Origin of the sequence: Pseudomonas sp. SWRI111 (assembly GCF_014268555.1) — a bacterium.
GTDB classification, from domain to species: Bacteria; Pseudomonadota; Gammaproteobacteria; order Pseudomonadales; family Pseudomonadaceae; genus Aquipseudomonas; species Aquipseudomonas hamedanensis.
Genome location: NZ_JABWQQ010000004.1, coordinates 188,970 through 203,531, shown reverse-complemented (window position 1 = coordinate 203,531; position 14,562 = coordinate 188,970). Strand labels below are relative to the sequence as shown.

Genomic DNA, 14,562 nt, shown 5'->3' with positions numbered 1-14,562 from the left:
ATCAGACGAAACAGAGCGACAACGGCTCGGCGATATAGGCCGGTTTGTCCGAGCCCTCTATCTCCAGTGTTGCGGTTGCCTTGAGCAACCACTGGCCGGGTTTTTTCTCGGTCACTTCGACCATGTCGACCTTCAATCGGACTTTCGAATCGACCTTGACCGGCTGGATGAAACGCACGCTGTCCAGGCCATAGTTGACGACCATTTTCACGCCTTCCGGCAGAACGAGGATGTCCTCCATCAATTTGGGCATCAGCGACAGCGACAGGAAACCATGGGCAATGGTGCTGCCAAACGGGGTTTGCGCGGCTTTGATCGGGTCGACATGAATGAACTGATAATCACCGGTGGCTTCGGCGAACAGGTTGATGCGTTCCTGATCGATGGTGAGCCATTCGGAACGTCCGAGTTCCTTGCCGACATAATCTTTGAGCTCTGCAACGGGAACATAGGGCATTGAGACTCTCCTTGGGTTCATCGGTTTTATAGTTTTTCAGGGGCGGATTTGACCGGCCTGCGAACCACTGTAGATCATCATGGCGATTTGCTCAGGTCAACCGACCATGCTTTTGGCGAATGCCGGTCCATAGCGCAGGCATGCTTATAATGCGGGCGGTTTGCGGGTTGGAAAGTCAGACGGAGATGTCAGATGTTGTTACGTGGCCTGACCATGCTGGTGCTGTTTCAGTTGCTTGGCACGGCGCTCAATCACTTGCTGCTGCCGATACTGCCGGGGCCGATCATCGGTCTGCTGTTGTTGCTGGTGTTCTTGATCATGCGCGGTGAAGTCGGCGAGCCGCTGAACCAGGCGGCGGGTAGTCTGCTGCGTTATCTGCCGTTGCTGCTGGTACCGCCAGCGGTGGGTGTCATGGTGTATGCCGGGGCAATCGCTGCAGACTTTTGGGCGATTGTCGGCGCACTGGTGGTCTCGCTGATCCTGTCGATGGCCTTTGCCGGCGTGCTGATGCAGCGTCTGATCAAACGTCACGCGCCGCCGGCGGAGGAGTCCTGATGCTCTTTGACTGGCAAGGTGCCTGGGCTTCGGTCATTCACCATCCGTTGTTCGGCATCGGCATCACGCTGGGTGCCTATCAGCTTGTGCTGGCGGCATTCGAGAAAACCCGCTGGATCTTTCTGCAACCGGTGCTGGTCTCCATGTTGTTGGTGATCGGTGTGCTGGTCGGCTGCGGCCTGACCTACGCCGAGTACCGCAAGAGCACCGAAATCCTCAGCATTTTGCTGGGGCCGGCCACGGTGGCGCTGGCAGTGCCGCTGTATTTGAATCTGCGACGCATCCGCCAATTGTTCTGGCCAATTTTTACTACGCTGGTGATAGGCGGGGTGGTGGCGACAGGCATGGGCGTGGCGTTGGGCTGGTGGTTCGGTGCCGATCACATGATCTTGATGACCATGGCGCCAAAATCGGTGACTTCGCCGATTGCCATGCTGGTGGCCGAGCAGATCGGCGGCGTCGCGGCGCTGGCGGCAGTGTTCGTGCTGATCACCGGGGTTATTGGCGCGATCTTCGGCCCGGCGCTGCTGACGCGCCTCGGCGTGCACAGCCCCGAGGCGCGCGGCATGGCACTGGGCATGACCGCCCATGCCGTCGGCACGGCGGTGGCGATGCAGGAGAACGATGAGTGCGGCGCCTTTGCCGCGCTGGCGATGAGTCTGATGGGCGTGGCCACGGCGGTGTTCCTGCCGTTGGCGGTGTCGATGGTGGTGTAAGGAAAAATGTCTATGAGTCTGCCGCTTTTCCCGCTGAACACAGTGCTGTTTCCCGGCTGCAACCTTGACTTGCAGATTTTCGAGGCGCGCTACCTCGACATGATTGGCCGCTGCATGAAGCAGGGCGTTGGCTTCGGTGTGGTGTGCATTCTTGAAGGCAGCGAAGTCGGTGTGGCGCCGGAAGGTTTTGCCATGGTGGGTTGCGAAGCGCGGATCATCGATTTTCAGCAGCAGGACAACGGCTTGCTCGGTATCCGTGTGCAGGGCGGGCGGCGCTTCAAGGTATTGCGCAGCGAAGTGCAGCGCGACCAATTGATTCAGGCCGACATCGAGTGGTTCGATGATGAACCCGAACAACCGTTGCAAGACGAAGACGCCGATCTGGTGGCCCTGCTCAAGGCGCTGGCCGAACACCCGATGGTCGAAGCGCTGGACATGGGCACCGAGGCGTCGGGGCAGCAGTCGCTGGCCAATCAGTTGGCCTACCTGCTGCCGTTTGCCGAAGAAGACAAGATCGACCTGTTGCAACTGGATAATCCGCAGCAACGTCTGGATGCGATTCAGGCATTGCTCGATGAGTTGCAAGGTGAATTGTTTGCTTAGTTGCACTTTGAATTAGCTGGCCGTGCCTGCCAGTATTGTTTTGGTTTTGCCTTTGTCTTAATTTCAAGTTGCCGACAGGAGTCGGCGACCTGATTAATAACAAGGAAGAAATCATGACTGTTTATGAAGATGAGTGGGGGTTCTGGGACGATATCGCCGGCAAGTATATTTTCAAACATGCCGGTAGCGATCATAACGTCAAACATGTCGTTGAAGGCGCCGGCAAGTACGCCGATGCGATGGTGCTCGAACGGCGTCTACGCAGAGCTGCAAAAATCCCCGTTGATGATCTGCCGCGTGTTTCAGCGACGGCCGCATCACTGGCGACCGCCATAGTCGCTTGATCTCGATATTTTCCAAGACAGCCTGCCATTTTTTAGTGTGTGTCTGGCAGCGCCCGTTTATTCAGGTGGTGTGTTTCATGAACAAGAACAACAACGGTTCTTTTACGGCCAATCTTTACTTTAATGGTCTGCCAGTGGTGTTGAACCAACAGCGCTTGAAGCAAAAGTTGCGTGAGCCGCGGATGACCCGACAGGTCCAGTTGAGTACGGAGGTAGCATTGGCGGACAAGCGCGAGAGCTGCTTTATCACGCTCGCCGATCACGAAGACGATAAGCCCCTTTTGTTGACGTTTACGCCGCATGGAGACAGTTACGCCATCCATGTTTCACTTCGCGGTATCTATGATGGCGCGCGATGGGTCATAGAGCCCAAAACCTACGATTTACGGGTCAGCACGACCGAACGCAGTGAGTTTTTTTCAATCAGCAAGGTTGGCGTGCGACGGGCGTCGTTGGGTGATTTCGAATCGGGGCCGACTTACATTGATCTGGGCAGTGAGTCGACTAAAAAGCCGTTGTATCGAAACGTGGTTGACCGGGTGAGCAGTTTCAAAGCCGCCGATCCCAATGTCACGGGGCACGATGCGTTCAACAGTGATCCAGCCGTGTTTGTGATCAAGGTCATTGATCGACTGCCTGCCCTGGCTTGATCAAAAGCGTCGTTAATTGAATCGGACTCGCGCCGATGTGAGCATTGCTCACATCGGCGCGGTCATGTTCGGTACTTAAAGCGTATCGACTGCGCTCTCCAGTGTCAGTTCTTCAAAGGTGATTGGCGCATTCGGCTCGGCATCGATGCTCCAATGATTACTCGGGGAATGATAAACCACGGTACCGACGCTGCCTTGCTTGAATCCGATGTTGATGACACGAACCCTTGCAGCCAATTCATTGCGCATTTTGTGCGCCTGGATATCGGCCAGCAGCGCTTCAACACTGGCATAGCCACGGGCATCGATCAGGTACAGCACGACCACTTCGAACAACAGTGACACTTCATAAATGTTGCCGGCTGACGTCACTACGCTGAGGGTGTCGACAGGCACGTCGTCATCGATGTCCGGCAATTCGATTGAGGCGCTGCCGACTTGCAGCCGGGTTGAAATCAGCTGAATGTCATCACGGCGTATCGTTTCGCTCATGCTGGCCGTGTACAGGTTCCAAGTGGAAGCGTCGGCTGTTTTCGCCAGCGCGCCGGGCGTCGACAGGCGAATGATGCAGTTACTGACCAAGTGAATGTCATAGGTCGAACTCTGGCCCTTGAGGACATAAATGCCGTTGTGTGCCTTGGCATCGATCTCGACTTTGTTGGGCTTGGCGGAGAGCAAAATGCTTTCCGTCACCTGGGGGCTGGAAAACACGTAGTTGCCCTGCCGGAGCTTGAGGCAGTCTTTGGCGTTGCGCACTTTGGTGCCTGGCATTTCAGCGTCGTCGAAATAATCGGGATAGAAGCCCTGCAACCGATACGACACGCCGCCCTGCATGACCAGCACAATGTCCTGGGCCAGATAAGGGGTGTTGACCTTGAGACTGTTCCGGCCGGTGTAGCCTGTGGAATGCCTTGCGGTCTGAATCAGGCCTTTGAAAATCACGACTTTGGACGGCAGCAGAACCGACAGGTTGATGTGGCTGTAATACAAATGGCTGTTGCCTGACACCCCTTCACGCTTGTCCACGTCATACGTGGCGATCACATCGACGATGTCTTCGGCTTTGAAGTCGATAAAAACCACCTGCGAAGTGCTGGGCGTTTCGCGGGTCGCAATGAACTCAACCCGGCGCCCAATGCGCGAAACGAAGTGCCGGTGTGCACTTTTTTCGCTGATCGAGACGGGGCCCTCATTGACGATTGCGGGGGCGGCCAGCGGTTTGCCCACGGCACTGATCAGCATTTCTATGGCGTGATTGCCGGGCTCTTTGAGCAGCGCTGGCAAAAGTGGCACCAGTTGGTACTGATCCTCGGTCTTGAACGACAACTTGCTGTGCCGCAGTTCGCGCGTGCCGTCGACTTGTCGGTAGACGTTTTTGATCGTCAATGTCTGTGGCGGATCCTCGCCGTCGATACCGCGCAACGAGTGGACGACCAGGGACGTGCCGATGATCTGCCAGCGCTGGATGCGTTCCATGGACCAGCCCAATTCGATCACGCTCGGCTGTTCGCCGTCCTCAATGATGGTCGCGTAGGCGGACGTTGGCGCGATGTAGTAGCGGTCAGCGCCCGGGCCGCCATCCACTGAGCAGTTTTCCCCGCGTATGATGATGGTGTCGTCGCCTCCGCCAGCGACGATGTCATCGTTGCCATTGGCGACAATTCGGTTGGCATCATCGGTGGCGGTGACCCGGCTGGTGCCGCTGCGTAATGTCGAGACGTTTTCGATGGAATCCAGTTGCGCAATCTCGAGCGGATCGACGCCGAGCGTGTTGCTGCGCAGCAGCACTTGGCCGGTCTGCAAGTTGACCTCGTGACCGACATGACGGGTCGGTGCAACCGGGCGTGTGCCTTCGAAAGCCAGGGTGTCCGAGCCGGCGCCGCCCTTGAGCGTGGTGGCTGGGGCAGAGGTTTTTTCCTGATTGAGCTCGCCCTCGGTGACTTGATCGTAGAACCCGTCATCAAGGTCGCCGCCCTCAAGAGTCTTGGCGCCTTCCCGATAGCTGAACAGATTGACCTTTTTACTGACTCCTTCGACCTTGTCGTTGCCGTCACCCAGGCGCCAGAGCACGCCTTTATCGCCGGGAACGCCGTGGACGACGCCTGGCAGGTTGGCAGGCACCCCGTCCCGGGCGCTGATGGTGTCGTCGTTCTCCACCAGGACCGGTTCGCTCTCAAGCTTGAACGGCTGGTCGGTGCCGGCTTTCCACTGGTGAGCCCAGACTTTTACCGGTCTGAGTTCGACGCTGAAGCTGCCATCGACGACCTGTTCCACAAAGTCTTTGTAAGCGCCCTCGATCAGCGTCTTGGCGGATGCTTGCAGTTGCTTGCGATGCTCACTGAAGGCCTTGGACACCCGGAAGCGATCCAACACTTCCTGGTCCAGTTCCTGCCCGGTGAAGGCGAACCAGCCGGAGCGCAGCCGTTCGTGGATGGTCAGCTCGATGTAGTCATCGATGTCATCCACCACCCGGGCGGCCTGGTAGATCATCGAACCGGTGATGAGGATGGCGGCCGCGGCGAGGCCGATGGGGCCGGCCGTGCTGCCGAACCCGGCGAGCGCCGCCACGCCGAGTATCAGGCTGATGCCCGCGCCCGTGACGCTCAAGGCACCGCTGACGTAATGGTCCTGGGCCTGTTTGCCGCTGCTTGCCGCGGCGGCATTGAACGATTTGACGGCATCGGTGATGTCGAAGGGCAAGGTGATCGCGCTGGCAAACAGCCCGGCGCCACGGCTCAGAACTTTGCCGGCCGACGTCAGCGGAAAGCGGCGAAAGGCCGTCGAGCCATTTCTGAGCATCGCCTGACCGGTCTTGGTCAGGCCCTGCTCGATGATCAGCGAACCGAATTCGGCGGCGATCGACGCTCCCTGATAAACCGCCTCCAGCGATTCGCCTTTCTTGATGGCATCGATCGTGCCCATATAGCCACTGTAGATGCCAAAGGCTTGCAGCCCGACCCCTGCGCCGCTCATCAAATAGCTTTTGCTCTTGCTGACCCAGCCGGGGGTGTTTTCGAAAGAATCGACGCGATGAATGTCCAGTTTCTGCGCAGCCTTGCCGAGCTGATTGAGGCGCTGCATCGCGCTGCCGTCGGCGAGCGCGGTGTGACTGACGAACAGCGGCGGGGCATCGGTCGAGCGCTTGCAGGCGATTTCATAGAACAGCGTGGCGATGATGCCGCTGTCAGGGTTGTCGACGGACTTCAAGCGCGCTTCGACACTGGCCGACTCGAAGTTGAGCGCGTCGAGAAACGGTTGGTCTGGCGTCTGCATCCCGGCGTTCGCCGGGCTGATGGCGACGCCGTCCACGGTCGCTCCCAGCGCACTGAGCTCGACTCGCGTGACTTCGATCTCGCCGATGCGCAGAGGCCCGTGCTGCTTGTCGAGGGCTTTAAGGGTTGGCGCCGAAGCGGCGGCGGTGCTGATGGTCGGGGCTGAATGGTGAGGCGATGTGGTTCTTGCCAGGCTGGTGGTTCTGCTGGCACTGGGGGCATGGATGTTGCTCGACGCGGAGATGGGCGTTACATGAACGGAGCGAATGTTTACGGAGTCGATGGGCGGGGCAATAAGTTTGGCCATGTGTTCTTCCTTGAGTGATAAGCGCGTTGGCGCTCCGGTGTCCTTACCGGAAGTGATATGAAGTTTTGAAGATGGCTGTTGAATGTTGTAACGGAATTTAGAGTCAGCCAAGTGCAGCCATGCGTTGGCGGGATTCAATGTAATTGAATTTGCCAAGTTTAGAGACCGATGATTGTCGAACTTTGAGTGGAGATGTAACGCGCGTTAGTTAGCGGTATTTAAACGTCAGTTTTTATTGCGCCTGGCGCAGAAATTAGTTACGCGCCGGGGCGAGCTCTAAAACAGCGCCACTCTCGTGGGGAATCCTTGAGAGTGGCCCCAGAAGAGCGATGCCCAGTCAGTACGCGTAGCGCAGCATCATGTGCGGCAAATGACGCAGGACAAACAGGCTGAACAGCAAGACCAGGGCCGGCAGAACCAGCCACCACACCTTGAACGGCATGGCGTTGAGTGGCGTCCGACGCTGGCTCAGCCACAGGCCTGCGGCGCATACGCATGAGGCGAGCATCGCACCGGCAAGAATGTCTGTCGGCCAGTGCGCGCCCAGGTATACCCGCGACAGGGCAATCGCCAACGCCGGAATGCAGCCCACCAGCAGCCAGGTCAGGCGCATGCGTGGTGGTTGCCCGCGACCGGCAAGTACCGCCAGGGTCAGGAACAGCGCAAAGGCGCCGGAGGCGTGGCCGCTGGGCATGCTGTAACTGGTCAATGGGTCCGTCAGCACTTCCGGGCGGACCCGGGCGAAAAAGTGTTTGGTCGTGGTGTTGAGCAATGCGGTGCACAGCAACGTGCCACCGGTGAAGATCGCGTGGCGCCATTGCCGGCACAGCAACAGCAGGCCGGTGAGCAGGGCGCTGAACACCAGCATGTTGTGAAACTCACCGATCAGCGTCAGCGTGACGGCGATCTCATCAAGCGTCGGTTGGCGATGTTCCTGTACCAGCGTCATCACGCCTTGGTCGAGCGCGGTCAGGTAGGGGAAACCGATGAACAGACCGATCAGAATCAACAGGCTCATGCTGCTGATCCAGATCGTTGCGCGGCGATGGCGGCGCAGGCTGCTGTTGACGCTCATGCCGACCATCACCGCGATACTGGCAGCGACGATCCCGGCTTCGAGCCAGAAACCCTCGGGCAATGGCAAACGGAATGCCGCGCCCGTGGCCCAGCCCGGCAGCAGGTAGGCCAGGCTCCAACCGGCGGCCGCCAGCAGGCTGACAGCAAAAAAACGCGGGAAGGGCATGTCGCACATGCCGGCGACCATCGGCAACATGGGCCGCAGCGGGCCGATGAAGCGCCCGACCAGCAGGCTGGCGATGCCATAGCGCTGGAAATAGGATTCGGCGCCGGCCATCCACTCCGGATGATGGCGCAGCCCCGGCAGGCGGCGGATGTTCTGGTGGAAATGCCGTCCGAGGAAATACGAGATCAGGTCGCCAAGGATGCCGCCCAGGAAACCCAGCAACAGCGTTTCGCTCAAAGGCAGTGCGCCGCTGCCGGCCAGCACCGCCACGGTAAACAACAACACCGTGCCCGGCACGATCAACCCGGCAATCGCCAGACATTCCACACACGCGACAATGAAGACCGCGGCAGCCAGCCACTGCGGATTGGCGGTCAACCAACCAGTGATGCTATCGAGCCATGGGCCCATACAGACAACTCCATCAAATCTTTAATTGATCCCGAAGGATGCATCGTTATCAGCGGTTGACTGATCACCTGTGGGAGCGAGCCTGCTCGCGAATGCCCCGTGTCAGACGTAGAAACATTGGCTGGCACGCCCTCTTCGCGAGCAGGCTCGCTCCCACAGGGGATGTCATTTGGTTGCAGATTCGGCGTCAGCCCCGGGAAGCAGAAAATAATCCCGCCCTTCGACCTGACCGCGTCGCAGCGGGTTCCTTGTGCACCATTGCGCATAGGCGGCGTCAACGAAGCGATACAGCAGATGCTCGTCCCGGCCCAGCGGAATGCCCAGTCGGGTGGTTTGAATAATGTGCGAGGGCTTCGGTCCCGTGTCCTCGACCAGCAACAGCTCGTGGTCAAAACGCTTGGCGTCCCACACCGGCACTTTCAACCCCAGCGCCTTGCACAGCAAGGTCTGCCCGGCGCACAGCTTCTGCGTCGGACGTGGACGCCCCTGAGCATCGGGATTGTTCAGGAGCATTTGCGCCAGGCTCGCCGGGCCGCTGACTTCATCGACCCAGGGATAAGCGGATTTGATCAGCACGGCATTGCCCGGCCCTTGGGCGCTGAAATTCAGCGAGTCGCCGCCACGGGCGTAGTACATATAGATGTGGCCGCCATCCAGAAACAAAGCCTTACGCTTTTCCGTGTAGCCGAGCGAGGCGTGACTGCCTTTTTCCGCGCAGTAATAGGCTTCGGTTTCGATGATTCGCGCGCTCAACCACAAGTCCCCGACGCGATGACGGATGACTTTGCCGAGCAGATCCTGCGCCAGCATTTGCGCGTCACGGTCAAAAAAACCGTCTGGCAGGCCCACCGGCAGGCGCTCGGTGGCGGGGCGAAGGTGCACGTTGGTCATGATGGGCAAGGTTTATCCAGGCTCAAGAGGTCGTGATGATAGCAACGCTCAGCTTAATTACGTCTGAACGTTGGCCAAATGCTGCTCATTTCGACCATCCGCCCGTCACTGCTGTTAGTCCCGGGACGCGACAGCTATAATCTGCCGCTTTCCTCTTTGCCAAGACCCCAGCAGCCATGACTGAGTCCGTTCTTGACTACATGACCCGATTGGGTCGCGCCGCCCGCCAGGCTTCCCGGGTCATTGGCCGTGCCAGCACTGCGCAGAAAAACCGCGCCTTGCAGGCAGCGGCCAATGCGCTGGACGCCGCGCGCGCCGAGCTCGCCGCCGCCAATGAGCAAGACCTGGCAGCCGGTCGCGCTAATGGTCTGGAACCGGCTCTGCTGGAGCGTCTGGAACTGACCCCGGCGCGCATCGACGGCATGATCGTCGGTCTGCGCCAGGTCGCGGCGCTGCCTGATCCGGTCGGTGCGATCCGCGACATGAGCTTCCGTCCGTCGGGTATCCAGGTCGGCAAGATGCGCGTGCCGCTGGGCGTGATCGGGATCATTTACGAATCCCGTCCCAACGTGACCATCGACGCCGCCAGTCTGTGCCTGAAGTCCGGCAATTCGACGATTCTGCGCGGCGGCTCCGAGGCGATTCATTCCAATCGCGCGATTGCCGCGTGCATTCAACGCGGTCTGGCCGAGGCCGAATTGCCCGCCGCCGTGGTGCAAGTGGTCGAGACCACCGACCGCGCCGCCGTCGGTGCGCTGATCGCCATGCCTGAATACGTCGACGTCATCGTGCCCCGTGGCGGCCGTGGCTTGATCGAACGCATCAGCCGCGATGCCCGCGTGCCAGTGATCAAACATCTGGACGGTATCTGCCACGTTTACGTCAGTGCCCATGCCGATCTGCCGAAAGCCCAGCGCATCGCTTTCAATGCCAAGACGTATCGTTATGGCATTTGCGGCGCGATGGAAACCTTGCTGGTCGATCAGGCAGTCGCCGCTGACTTCCTGCCGGCGATGGCGTCGCAGTTCCGCGAAAAAGGCGTCGAGCTGCGCGGCTGCGAGCGCACCCGCGCGATCATCGAGGCCGTGGCTGCCAGCGAAGACGACTGGCATACCGAGTATCTGGCGCCAGTCCTGTCGATCCGCGTGGTCGACGGCCTGGACCAGGCGATCGAGCACATCAACCATTACGGCTCCCATCACACCGACTCGATCGTCAGCGAAAACCTCGCAGACACCCGTCGCTTCGTGGCGGAAGTCGACTCGGCCTCGGTGATGATCAACACCCCGACCTGCTTTGCCGATGGATTTGAATACGGATTGGGTGCCGAGATCGGCATTTCTACTGATAAGCTGCACGCCCGCGGCCCGGTGGGCCTGGAAGGACTGACCTGCGAGAAGTACATCGTGGTCGGCGATGGCCAGTTGCGCGGCCAGGCGACGGTCTGACTTGACCGACCTCGACCTGACAGCACCGCAGCCCGGCAGCGAGTCCCGTCCGCAACGCATTGGCGTGCTGGGCGGCACGTTCGACCCGGTGCACATCGGTCATCTGCGTGGCGCACTGGAAGTCGCCGAAGCGCTGGCGCTGGATGAGCTGCGCATGATGCCCAGCGCCCGACCGCCGCACCGCGATACGCCGCAGGTGTCGGCGCAGGATCGCCTGGCGATGGTCGAAAGCGCGGTGGCCGGTTTGCCGCCGCTGGTGGTGGACGCCCGTGAATTGCAGCGGGACAAACCGTCCTGGACCATCGATACCCTGGAGTCGCTGCGCGCCGAAATGGCCGCCGAGACCCAGGTTTTTCTGCTTTTGGGCTGGGACGCATTTTGCGGCCTGCCCACTTGGCACCGCTGGGAAGAGTTGCTCCAGCATTGCCATATCCTGGTGCTACAGCGCCCGGACGCCGACAGCGAACCGCCGGATGCCTTGCGCAACCTGCTGGCAGCGCGTTCGGTGAGCGACCCGCTGGCCCTGAAAGGGCCGAGCGGACAGATTGCATTCGTCTGGCAGACACCGCTCGCGGTTTCCGCCACCCAGATCCGTCAACTGCTGGCCAGCGGTAAGTCGGTACGTTTCCTGGTGCCCGACGCGGTCCTGGCCTACATCGATGCGCACGGTCTGTACCGTGCGTCGAACTGAACAAGGCGTGCTTCACTGATACGAATCACCGTATCCCAAGCCGCCGAATACATGAGCAAAACGAGTTTTATATGACTGACAAAGATCTACCGAAAGTAAAGCGCAAAGGCACCTTCAAGAGCGCGCCGCTGCCTGAAGCGGTCAACACCAATGAGCCGCTCAAGGGCGACGAACTGGTCAAGCTTGCCGTCGCCGCGCTGGAAGACGTCAAGGCCCAGGACATCCAGATCATTGATGTGCGCGACAAGCAGAGCATCACTGACTACATGATCATCGCCACCGGTACCTCCAATCGCCAGATCAACGCGATGCTGGACAAGGTCCGCGAAGAAGTGAAGAAACAGGGCGCCAAGCCGCTGGGCGAAGAAGGCAAGGGCGACAGCGACTGGGTGTTGCTCGACCTCGATCTGGTGATCGTGCACATGATGACCGCCTCGGCACGTCAGTTCTACGACCTGGAGCGTCTGTGGGCCGGTGCCGAGCAAAGCCGCGCGGCCGACGCCAAGCACCACAGCCCGGAAAACACCCACGAGCATTTCACCAAGCTCAACAAAGACCAGTTCTAAGGGATTGCTGTGCGACTGCGCCTGATCGCCGTCGGTTCACGCATGCCCAAGTGGGTGGAAGAAGGCTGGCATGAATATGCCAAGCGTCTTCCGTCCGAGCTGGCGCTGGAACTGGTGGAAATTCCGCTCAATACCCGTGGCAAGAATGCCGACGTGGCCCGTTTCATCCGCCAGGAAGGCGAAGCCATGCTGGCCAAGGTCGGGCACAACGAGCGGATCGTCACGCTGGAAGTTCACGGCAAGCCCTGGAGCACCGAGCAACTGGCGGTCGAGCTTGATCGCTGGCGGCTGGATTCGCGCACGGTCAATTTCATGGTCGGTGGCCCGGAAGGGCTGGCGCCGGAAGTTTGCGCCCGGGCTGACCAGCGCTGGTCGTTGTCGCCGCTGACGTTGCCGCACCCGCTGGTGCGGATCCTGATCGGCGAACAGTTGTACCGTGCCTGGACCGTGCTGTCCGGTCACCCTTACCACAAGTAATCCTGTCCCCATGACTCAGCCGATCCGCATCAAGGACCACGAAAAGGACGCCCGTCTGGTGCGCAGCCGCGTCGTGTTCGGTGCGATCGTGATCGTGATGCTGATCGGCGTGCTGATCGCGCGGCTGTATTACTTGCAAGTGATCCAGTACGAGTACCACTCGACGCTGTCGGAAAACAACCGCGTCCACGTGCAGCCGATTCCGCCGACCCGCGGGTTGATCTTCGACCGCAACGGCGTGGTGGTGGCGGACAACCGTCCGAGCTTCAGCCTGAGCATGACCCGCGAGCGCTCCGGCGACTGGCAACAGGTGCTCGACGTCATTGTCGAGGTGCTGGAGCTGACGCCCGAGGACCGGGTGATCTTCGAGAAACGCATGCGTCAGGGGCGCCGACCGTTCGAACCGGTGCCGATTCTGTTCGAACTGAGCGAGGAGCAGATCGCCCGGATTGCCGTGAACCAGTTCCGCCTGCCTGGGGTGGAAGTGGTGGCGCAACTGGTCCGTCACTATCCGCAGGGCGCGCATTTTGCGCACTCGGTGGGTTACATGGGGCGGATCAACGAGAAAGAGCTGAAGTCGCTCGACCCGGTCAATTACAGCGGCACCCACCATATCGGCAAGACCGGCATCGAGCGTTTCTACGAGCCGGAATTGCACGGTCAGGTCGGTTACGAAGAAGTCGAGACCAACGCCCGTGGCCGGGTGTTGCGCGTGCTCAAGCGCACCGATCCGATTCCCGGCAAGGACATTGTCCTGAGCCTCGACATCAAATTGCAGGAAGCGGCCGAGGCAGCACTGGGCGGGCGCCGTGGCGCGGTGGTTGCGCTCGATCCGAAGACTGGTGAAGTGCTGGCGATGGTCAGTCAGCCGAGCTTCGACCCCAACCTCTTCGTCACTGGTATCAGCTTCAAGGCCTACGCCGAGTTGCGTGATTCCATCGACCGGCCGCTGTTCAACCGCGTGCTGCGCGGTCTGTACCCCCCGGGTTCGACGATCAAACCGGCGGTGGCGATTGCCGGCCTCGACGCGGGCGTGGTCACGGCGTCCAGCCGGGTGTTCGATCCGGGTTACTACATGCTGCCCAATTACGATCACAAGTACCGCAACTGGAACCGCACCGGTGACGGCTTCGTCGACCTCGACACGGCGATCATGCGTTCCAACGACACCTACTTCTATGACCTGGCGCACAAGCTCGGCATCGATCGGCTGTCGGCCTACATGAACAAGTTCGGCATCGGCCAGAAGGTCTCGCTGGACATGTTCGAAGAATCCCCCGGCCTGATGCCGTCTCGCGAATGGAAGCGCGCCACCCGCAAACAGGCGTGGTTCCCTGGCGAAACCCTGATCCTCGGGATCGGCCAGGGCTACATGCAGTCGACGCCGCTGCAACTGGCCCAGGCCACTGCGCTGGTCGCCAACAAAGGCATCTGGAATCGTCCGCACCTGGCCAAGTCCCTCGACGGGGTGAAGCCGGTGGACGACAACCCGATGCCGAACATCGTGCTGCGCGACCCGTCCGACTGGAACAAGGTCAACCACGGCATGCAGCAGGTGATGCACGGGGCCCGTGGCACTGCGCGCAAAGCGGCGATCGGCGCGCAATATCGCATCGCCGGCAAGTCCGGTACCGCGCAGGTGGTCGCGATCAAACAGGGCGAGAAATATGACCGTTCCAAGGTTCAGGAGCGCCACCGCGACCACGCCTTGTTCGTCGGTTTCGCCCCGGCCGATGACCCTAAAATCGTCGTCTCGGTGATGGTCGAGAACGGCGAATCCGGTTCCGGCGTCGCCGCGCCCGTGGTGCGTCAGATCATGGACGCCTGGCTGCTCGATAAGGACGGTCATCTGAAAGCCGAATACGCCAGCCCAATCACTGCGGAGGCCCAGGCCCGTGATGAATAACTTCGATCGCATGCTCTCCAGCGAG

General features: G+C 60.1%; 14 protein-coding genes. 10 read left to right on the top strand and 4 right to left on the bottom strand.

Going from position 1 to position 14,562, the window contains the following annotated elements; genetic code table 11:
- Nucleotide 1: 1 nt before the first annotated feature.
- Nucleotides 2-457: a MaoC family dehydratase gene (locus tag HU755_RS07850; protein ID WP_186619509.1), complete on the bottom strand. Its 456-nt coding sequence runs from the start codon at nt 455-457 to the stop codon at nt 2-4.
- Between the two features lie 192 nt (nt 458-649).
- On the opposite strand from HU755_RS07850, the gene HU755_RS07845 reads away from it, so the two are divergent.
- From HU755_RS07845 to HU755_RS07825, 5 genes are all read left to right on the top strand, one after another.
- Nucleotides 650-1,012, top strand: coding sequence for a CidA/LrgA family protein (locus tag HU755_RS07845; RefSeq protein WP_186631257.1), 363 nt, complete (start codon nt 650-652; stop codon nt 1,010-1,012).
- Nucleotides 1,012-1,728, top strand: coding sequence for an LrgB family protein (locus tag HU755_RS07840; protein ID WP_016773013.1), 717 nt, complete (start codon nt 1,012-1,014; stop codon nt 1,726-1,728). The genes HU755_RS07845 and HU755_RS07840 overlap by 1 nt, the downstream gene beginning before the upstream one ends.
- 12 nt (nt 1,729-1,740) lie before the next feature.
- Complete coding sequence (locus HU755_RS07835) at nt 1,741-2,331, top strand: LON peptidase substrate-binding domain-containing protein (RefSeq protein WP_186619508.1); 591 nt, start codon at nt 1,741-1,743, stop codon at nt 2,329-2,331.
- Nucleotides 2,332-2,444: 113 nt separating this feature from the next.
- Complete coding sequence (locus tag HU755_RS07830) at nt 2,445-2,675, top strand: hypothetical protein (protein WP_186631254.1); 231 nt, start codon at nt 2,445-2,447, stop codon at nt 2,673-2,675.
- 77 nt (nt 2,676-2,752) lie between these two features.
- Nucleotides 2,753-3,325 (top strand): hypothetical protein, encoded by a 573-nt coding sequence (locus HU755_RS07825; RefSeq protein ID WP_186631252.1) that lies wholly within the window; start codon nt 2,753-2,755, stop codon nt 3,323-3,325.
- Between the two features lie 75 nt (nt 3,326-3,400).
- On the opposite strand, the gene HU755_RS07820 is transcribed toward HU755_RS07825, so the two are convergent.
- From HU755_RS07820 to HU755_RS07810, 3 genes are all read right to left on the bottom strand, one after another.
- A complete protein-coding gene (locus tag HU755_RS07820; protein WP_186631248.1) occupies nt 3,401-6,904 on the bottom strand; it encodes a calcium-binding protein in 3,504 nt (1,167 codons plus the stop codon).
- Between the two features lie 337 nt (nt 6,905-7,241).
- Nucleotides 7,242-8,558, bottom strand: coding sequence for a bifunctional DedA family/phosphatase PAP2 family protein (locus HU755_RS07815; protein WP_186631245.1), 1,317 nt, complete (start codon nt 8,556-8,558; stop codon nt 7,242-7,244).
- 165 nt (nt 8,559-8,723) lie between these two features.
- On the bottom strand, nt 8,724-9,449 hold the full coding sequence (locus tag HU755_RS07810) for a DNA-3-methyladenine glycosylase (RefSeq protein ID WP_186631408.1): 726 nt from the start codon (nt 9,447-9,449) through the stop codon (nt 8,724-8,726).
- 176 nt (nt 9,450-9,625) lie between these two features.
- On the opposite strand from HU755_RS07810, the gene HU755_RS07805 reads away from it, so the two are divergent.
- The 5 genes from HU755_RS07805 (at nt 9,626) to mrdA (ending at nt 14,537) form a co-directional block, all read left to right on the top strand.
- Nucleotides 9,626-10,897 carry a glutamate-5-semialdehyde dehydrogenase gene (locus HU755_RS07805; protein ID WP_186631242.1) on the top strand — a complete coding sequence of 424 codons (1,272 nt, stop codon included), beginning with the start codon at nt 9,626-9,628 and terminating at the stop codon, nt 10,895-10,897.
- Nucleotides 10,866-11,588: a nicotinate-nucleotide adenylyltransferase gene (gene nadD, locus HU755_RS07800; protein WP_238344658.1), complete on the top strand. Its 723-nt coding sequence runs from the start codon at nt 10,866-10,868 to the stop codon at nt 11,586-11,588. Before HU755_RS07805 ends, nadD begins: the two co-directional genes overlap by 32 nt.
- A gap of 71 nt (nt 11,589-11,659) precedes the next feature.
- A complete protein-coding gene (gene rsfS, locus HU755_RS07795; RefSeq protein WP_186619503.1) occupies nt 11,660-12,154 on the top strand; it encodes a ribosome silencing factor in 495 nt (164 codons plus the stop codon).
- A 9-nt stretch (nt 12,155-12,163) separates the two neighbouring features.
- Nucleotides 12,164-12,631, top strand: coding sequence for a 23S rRNA (pseudouridine(1915)-N(3))-methyltransferase RlmH (gene rlmH, locus HU755_RS07790; protein WP_011063671.1), 468 nt, complete (start codon nt 12,164-12,166; stop codon nt 12,629-12,631).
- Nucleotides 12,632-12,641: 10 nt separating this feature from the next.
- Entirely contained in the window at nt 12,642-14,537 is a 1,896-nt protein-coding gene (gene mrdA, locus HU755_RS07785; protein ID WP_186631239.1) for a penicillin-binding protein 2, read from the top strand.
- The last annotated feature ends 25 nt before the right edge of the window (nt 14,538-14,562 follow it).

What these genes read in the sequence shown, in the direction of transcription:
- HU755_RS07805 (WP_186631242.1), top strand. Translation starts at nt 9,626, where the DNA reads ATGACTGAGTCCGTTCTTGACTACATGACCCGATTGGGTCGCGCCGCC.
- HU755_RS07810 (WP_186631408.1), bottom strand. Translation starts at nt 9,449, where the DNA reads ATGACCAACGTGCACCTTCGCCCCGCCACCGAGCGCCTGCCGGTGGGC.
- HU755_RS07815 (WP_186631245.1), bottom strand. Translation starts at nt 8,558, where the DNA reads ATGGGCCCATGGCTCGATAGCATCACTGGTTGGTTGACCGCCAATCCG.
- HU755_RS07845 (WP_186631257.1), top strand. Translation starts at nt 650, where the DNA reads ATGTTGTTACGTGGCCTGACCATGCTGGTGCTGTTTCAGTTGCTTGGC.
- HU755_RS07835 (WP_186619508.1), top strand. Translation starts at nt 1,741, where the DNA reads ATGAGTCTGCCGCTTTTCCCGCTGAACACAGTGCTGTTTCCCGGCTGC.
- rsfS (WP_186619503.1), top strand. Translation starts at nt 11,660, where the DNA reads ATGACTGACAAAGATCTACCGAAAGTAAAGCGCAAAGGCACCTTCAAG.
- HU755_RS07825 (WP_186631252.1), top strand. Translation starts at nt 2,753, where the DNA reads ATGAACAAGAACAACAACGGTTCTTTTACGGCCAATCTTTACTTTAAT.
- HU755_RS07850 (WP_186619509.1), bottom strand. Translation starts at nt 457, where the DNA reads ATGCCCTATGTTCCCGTTGCAGAGCTCAAAGATTATGTCGGCAAGGAA.
- HU755_RS07830 (WP_186631254.1), top strand. Translation starts at nt 2,445, where the DNA reads ATGACTGTTTATGAAGATGAGTGGGGGTTCTGGGACGATATCGCCGGC.
- nadD (WP_238344658.1), top strand. Translation starts at nt 10,866, where the DNA reads ATGGCCAGTTGCGCGGCCAGGCGACGGTCTGACTTGACCGACCTCGAC.
- HU755_RS07840 (WP_016773013.1), top strand. Translation starts at nt 1,012, where the DNA reads ATGCTCTTTGACTGGCAAGGTGCCTGGGCTTCGGTCATTCACCATCCG.
- HU755_RS07820 (WP_186631248.1), bottom strand. Translation starts at nt 6,904, where the DNA reads ATGGCCAAACTTATTGCCCCGCCCATCGACTCCGTAAACATTCGCTCC.
- mrdA (WP_186631239.1), top strand. Translation starts at nt 12,642, where the DNA reads ATGACTCAGCCGATCCGCATCAAGGACCACGAAAAGGACGCCCGTCTG.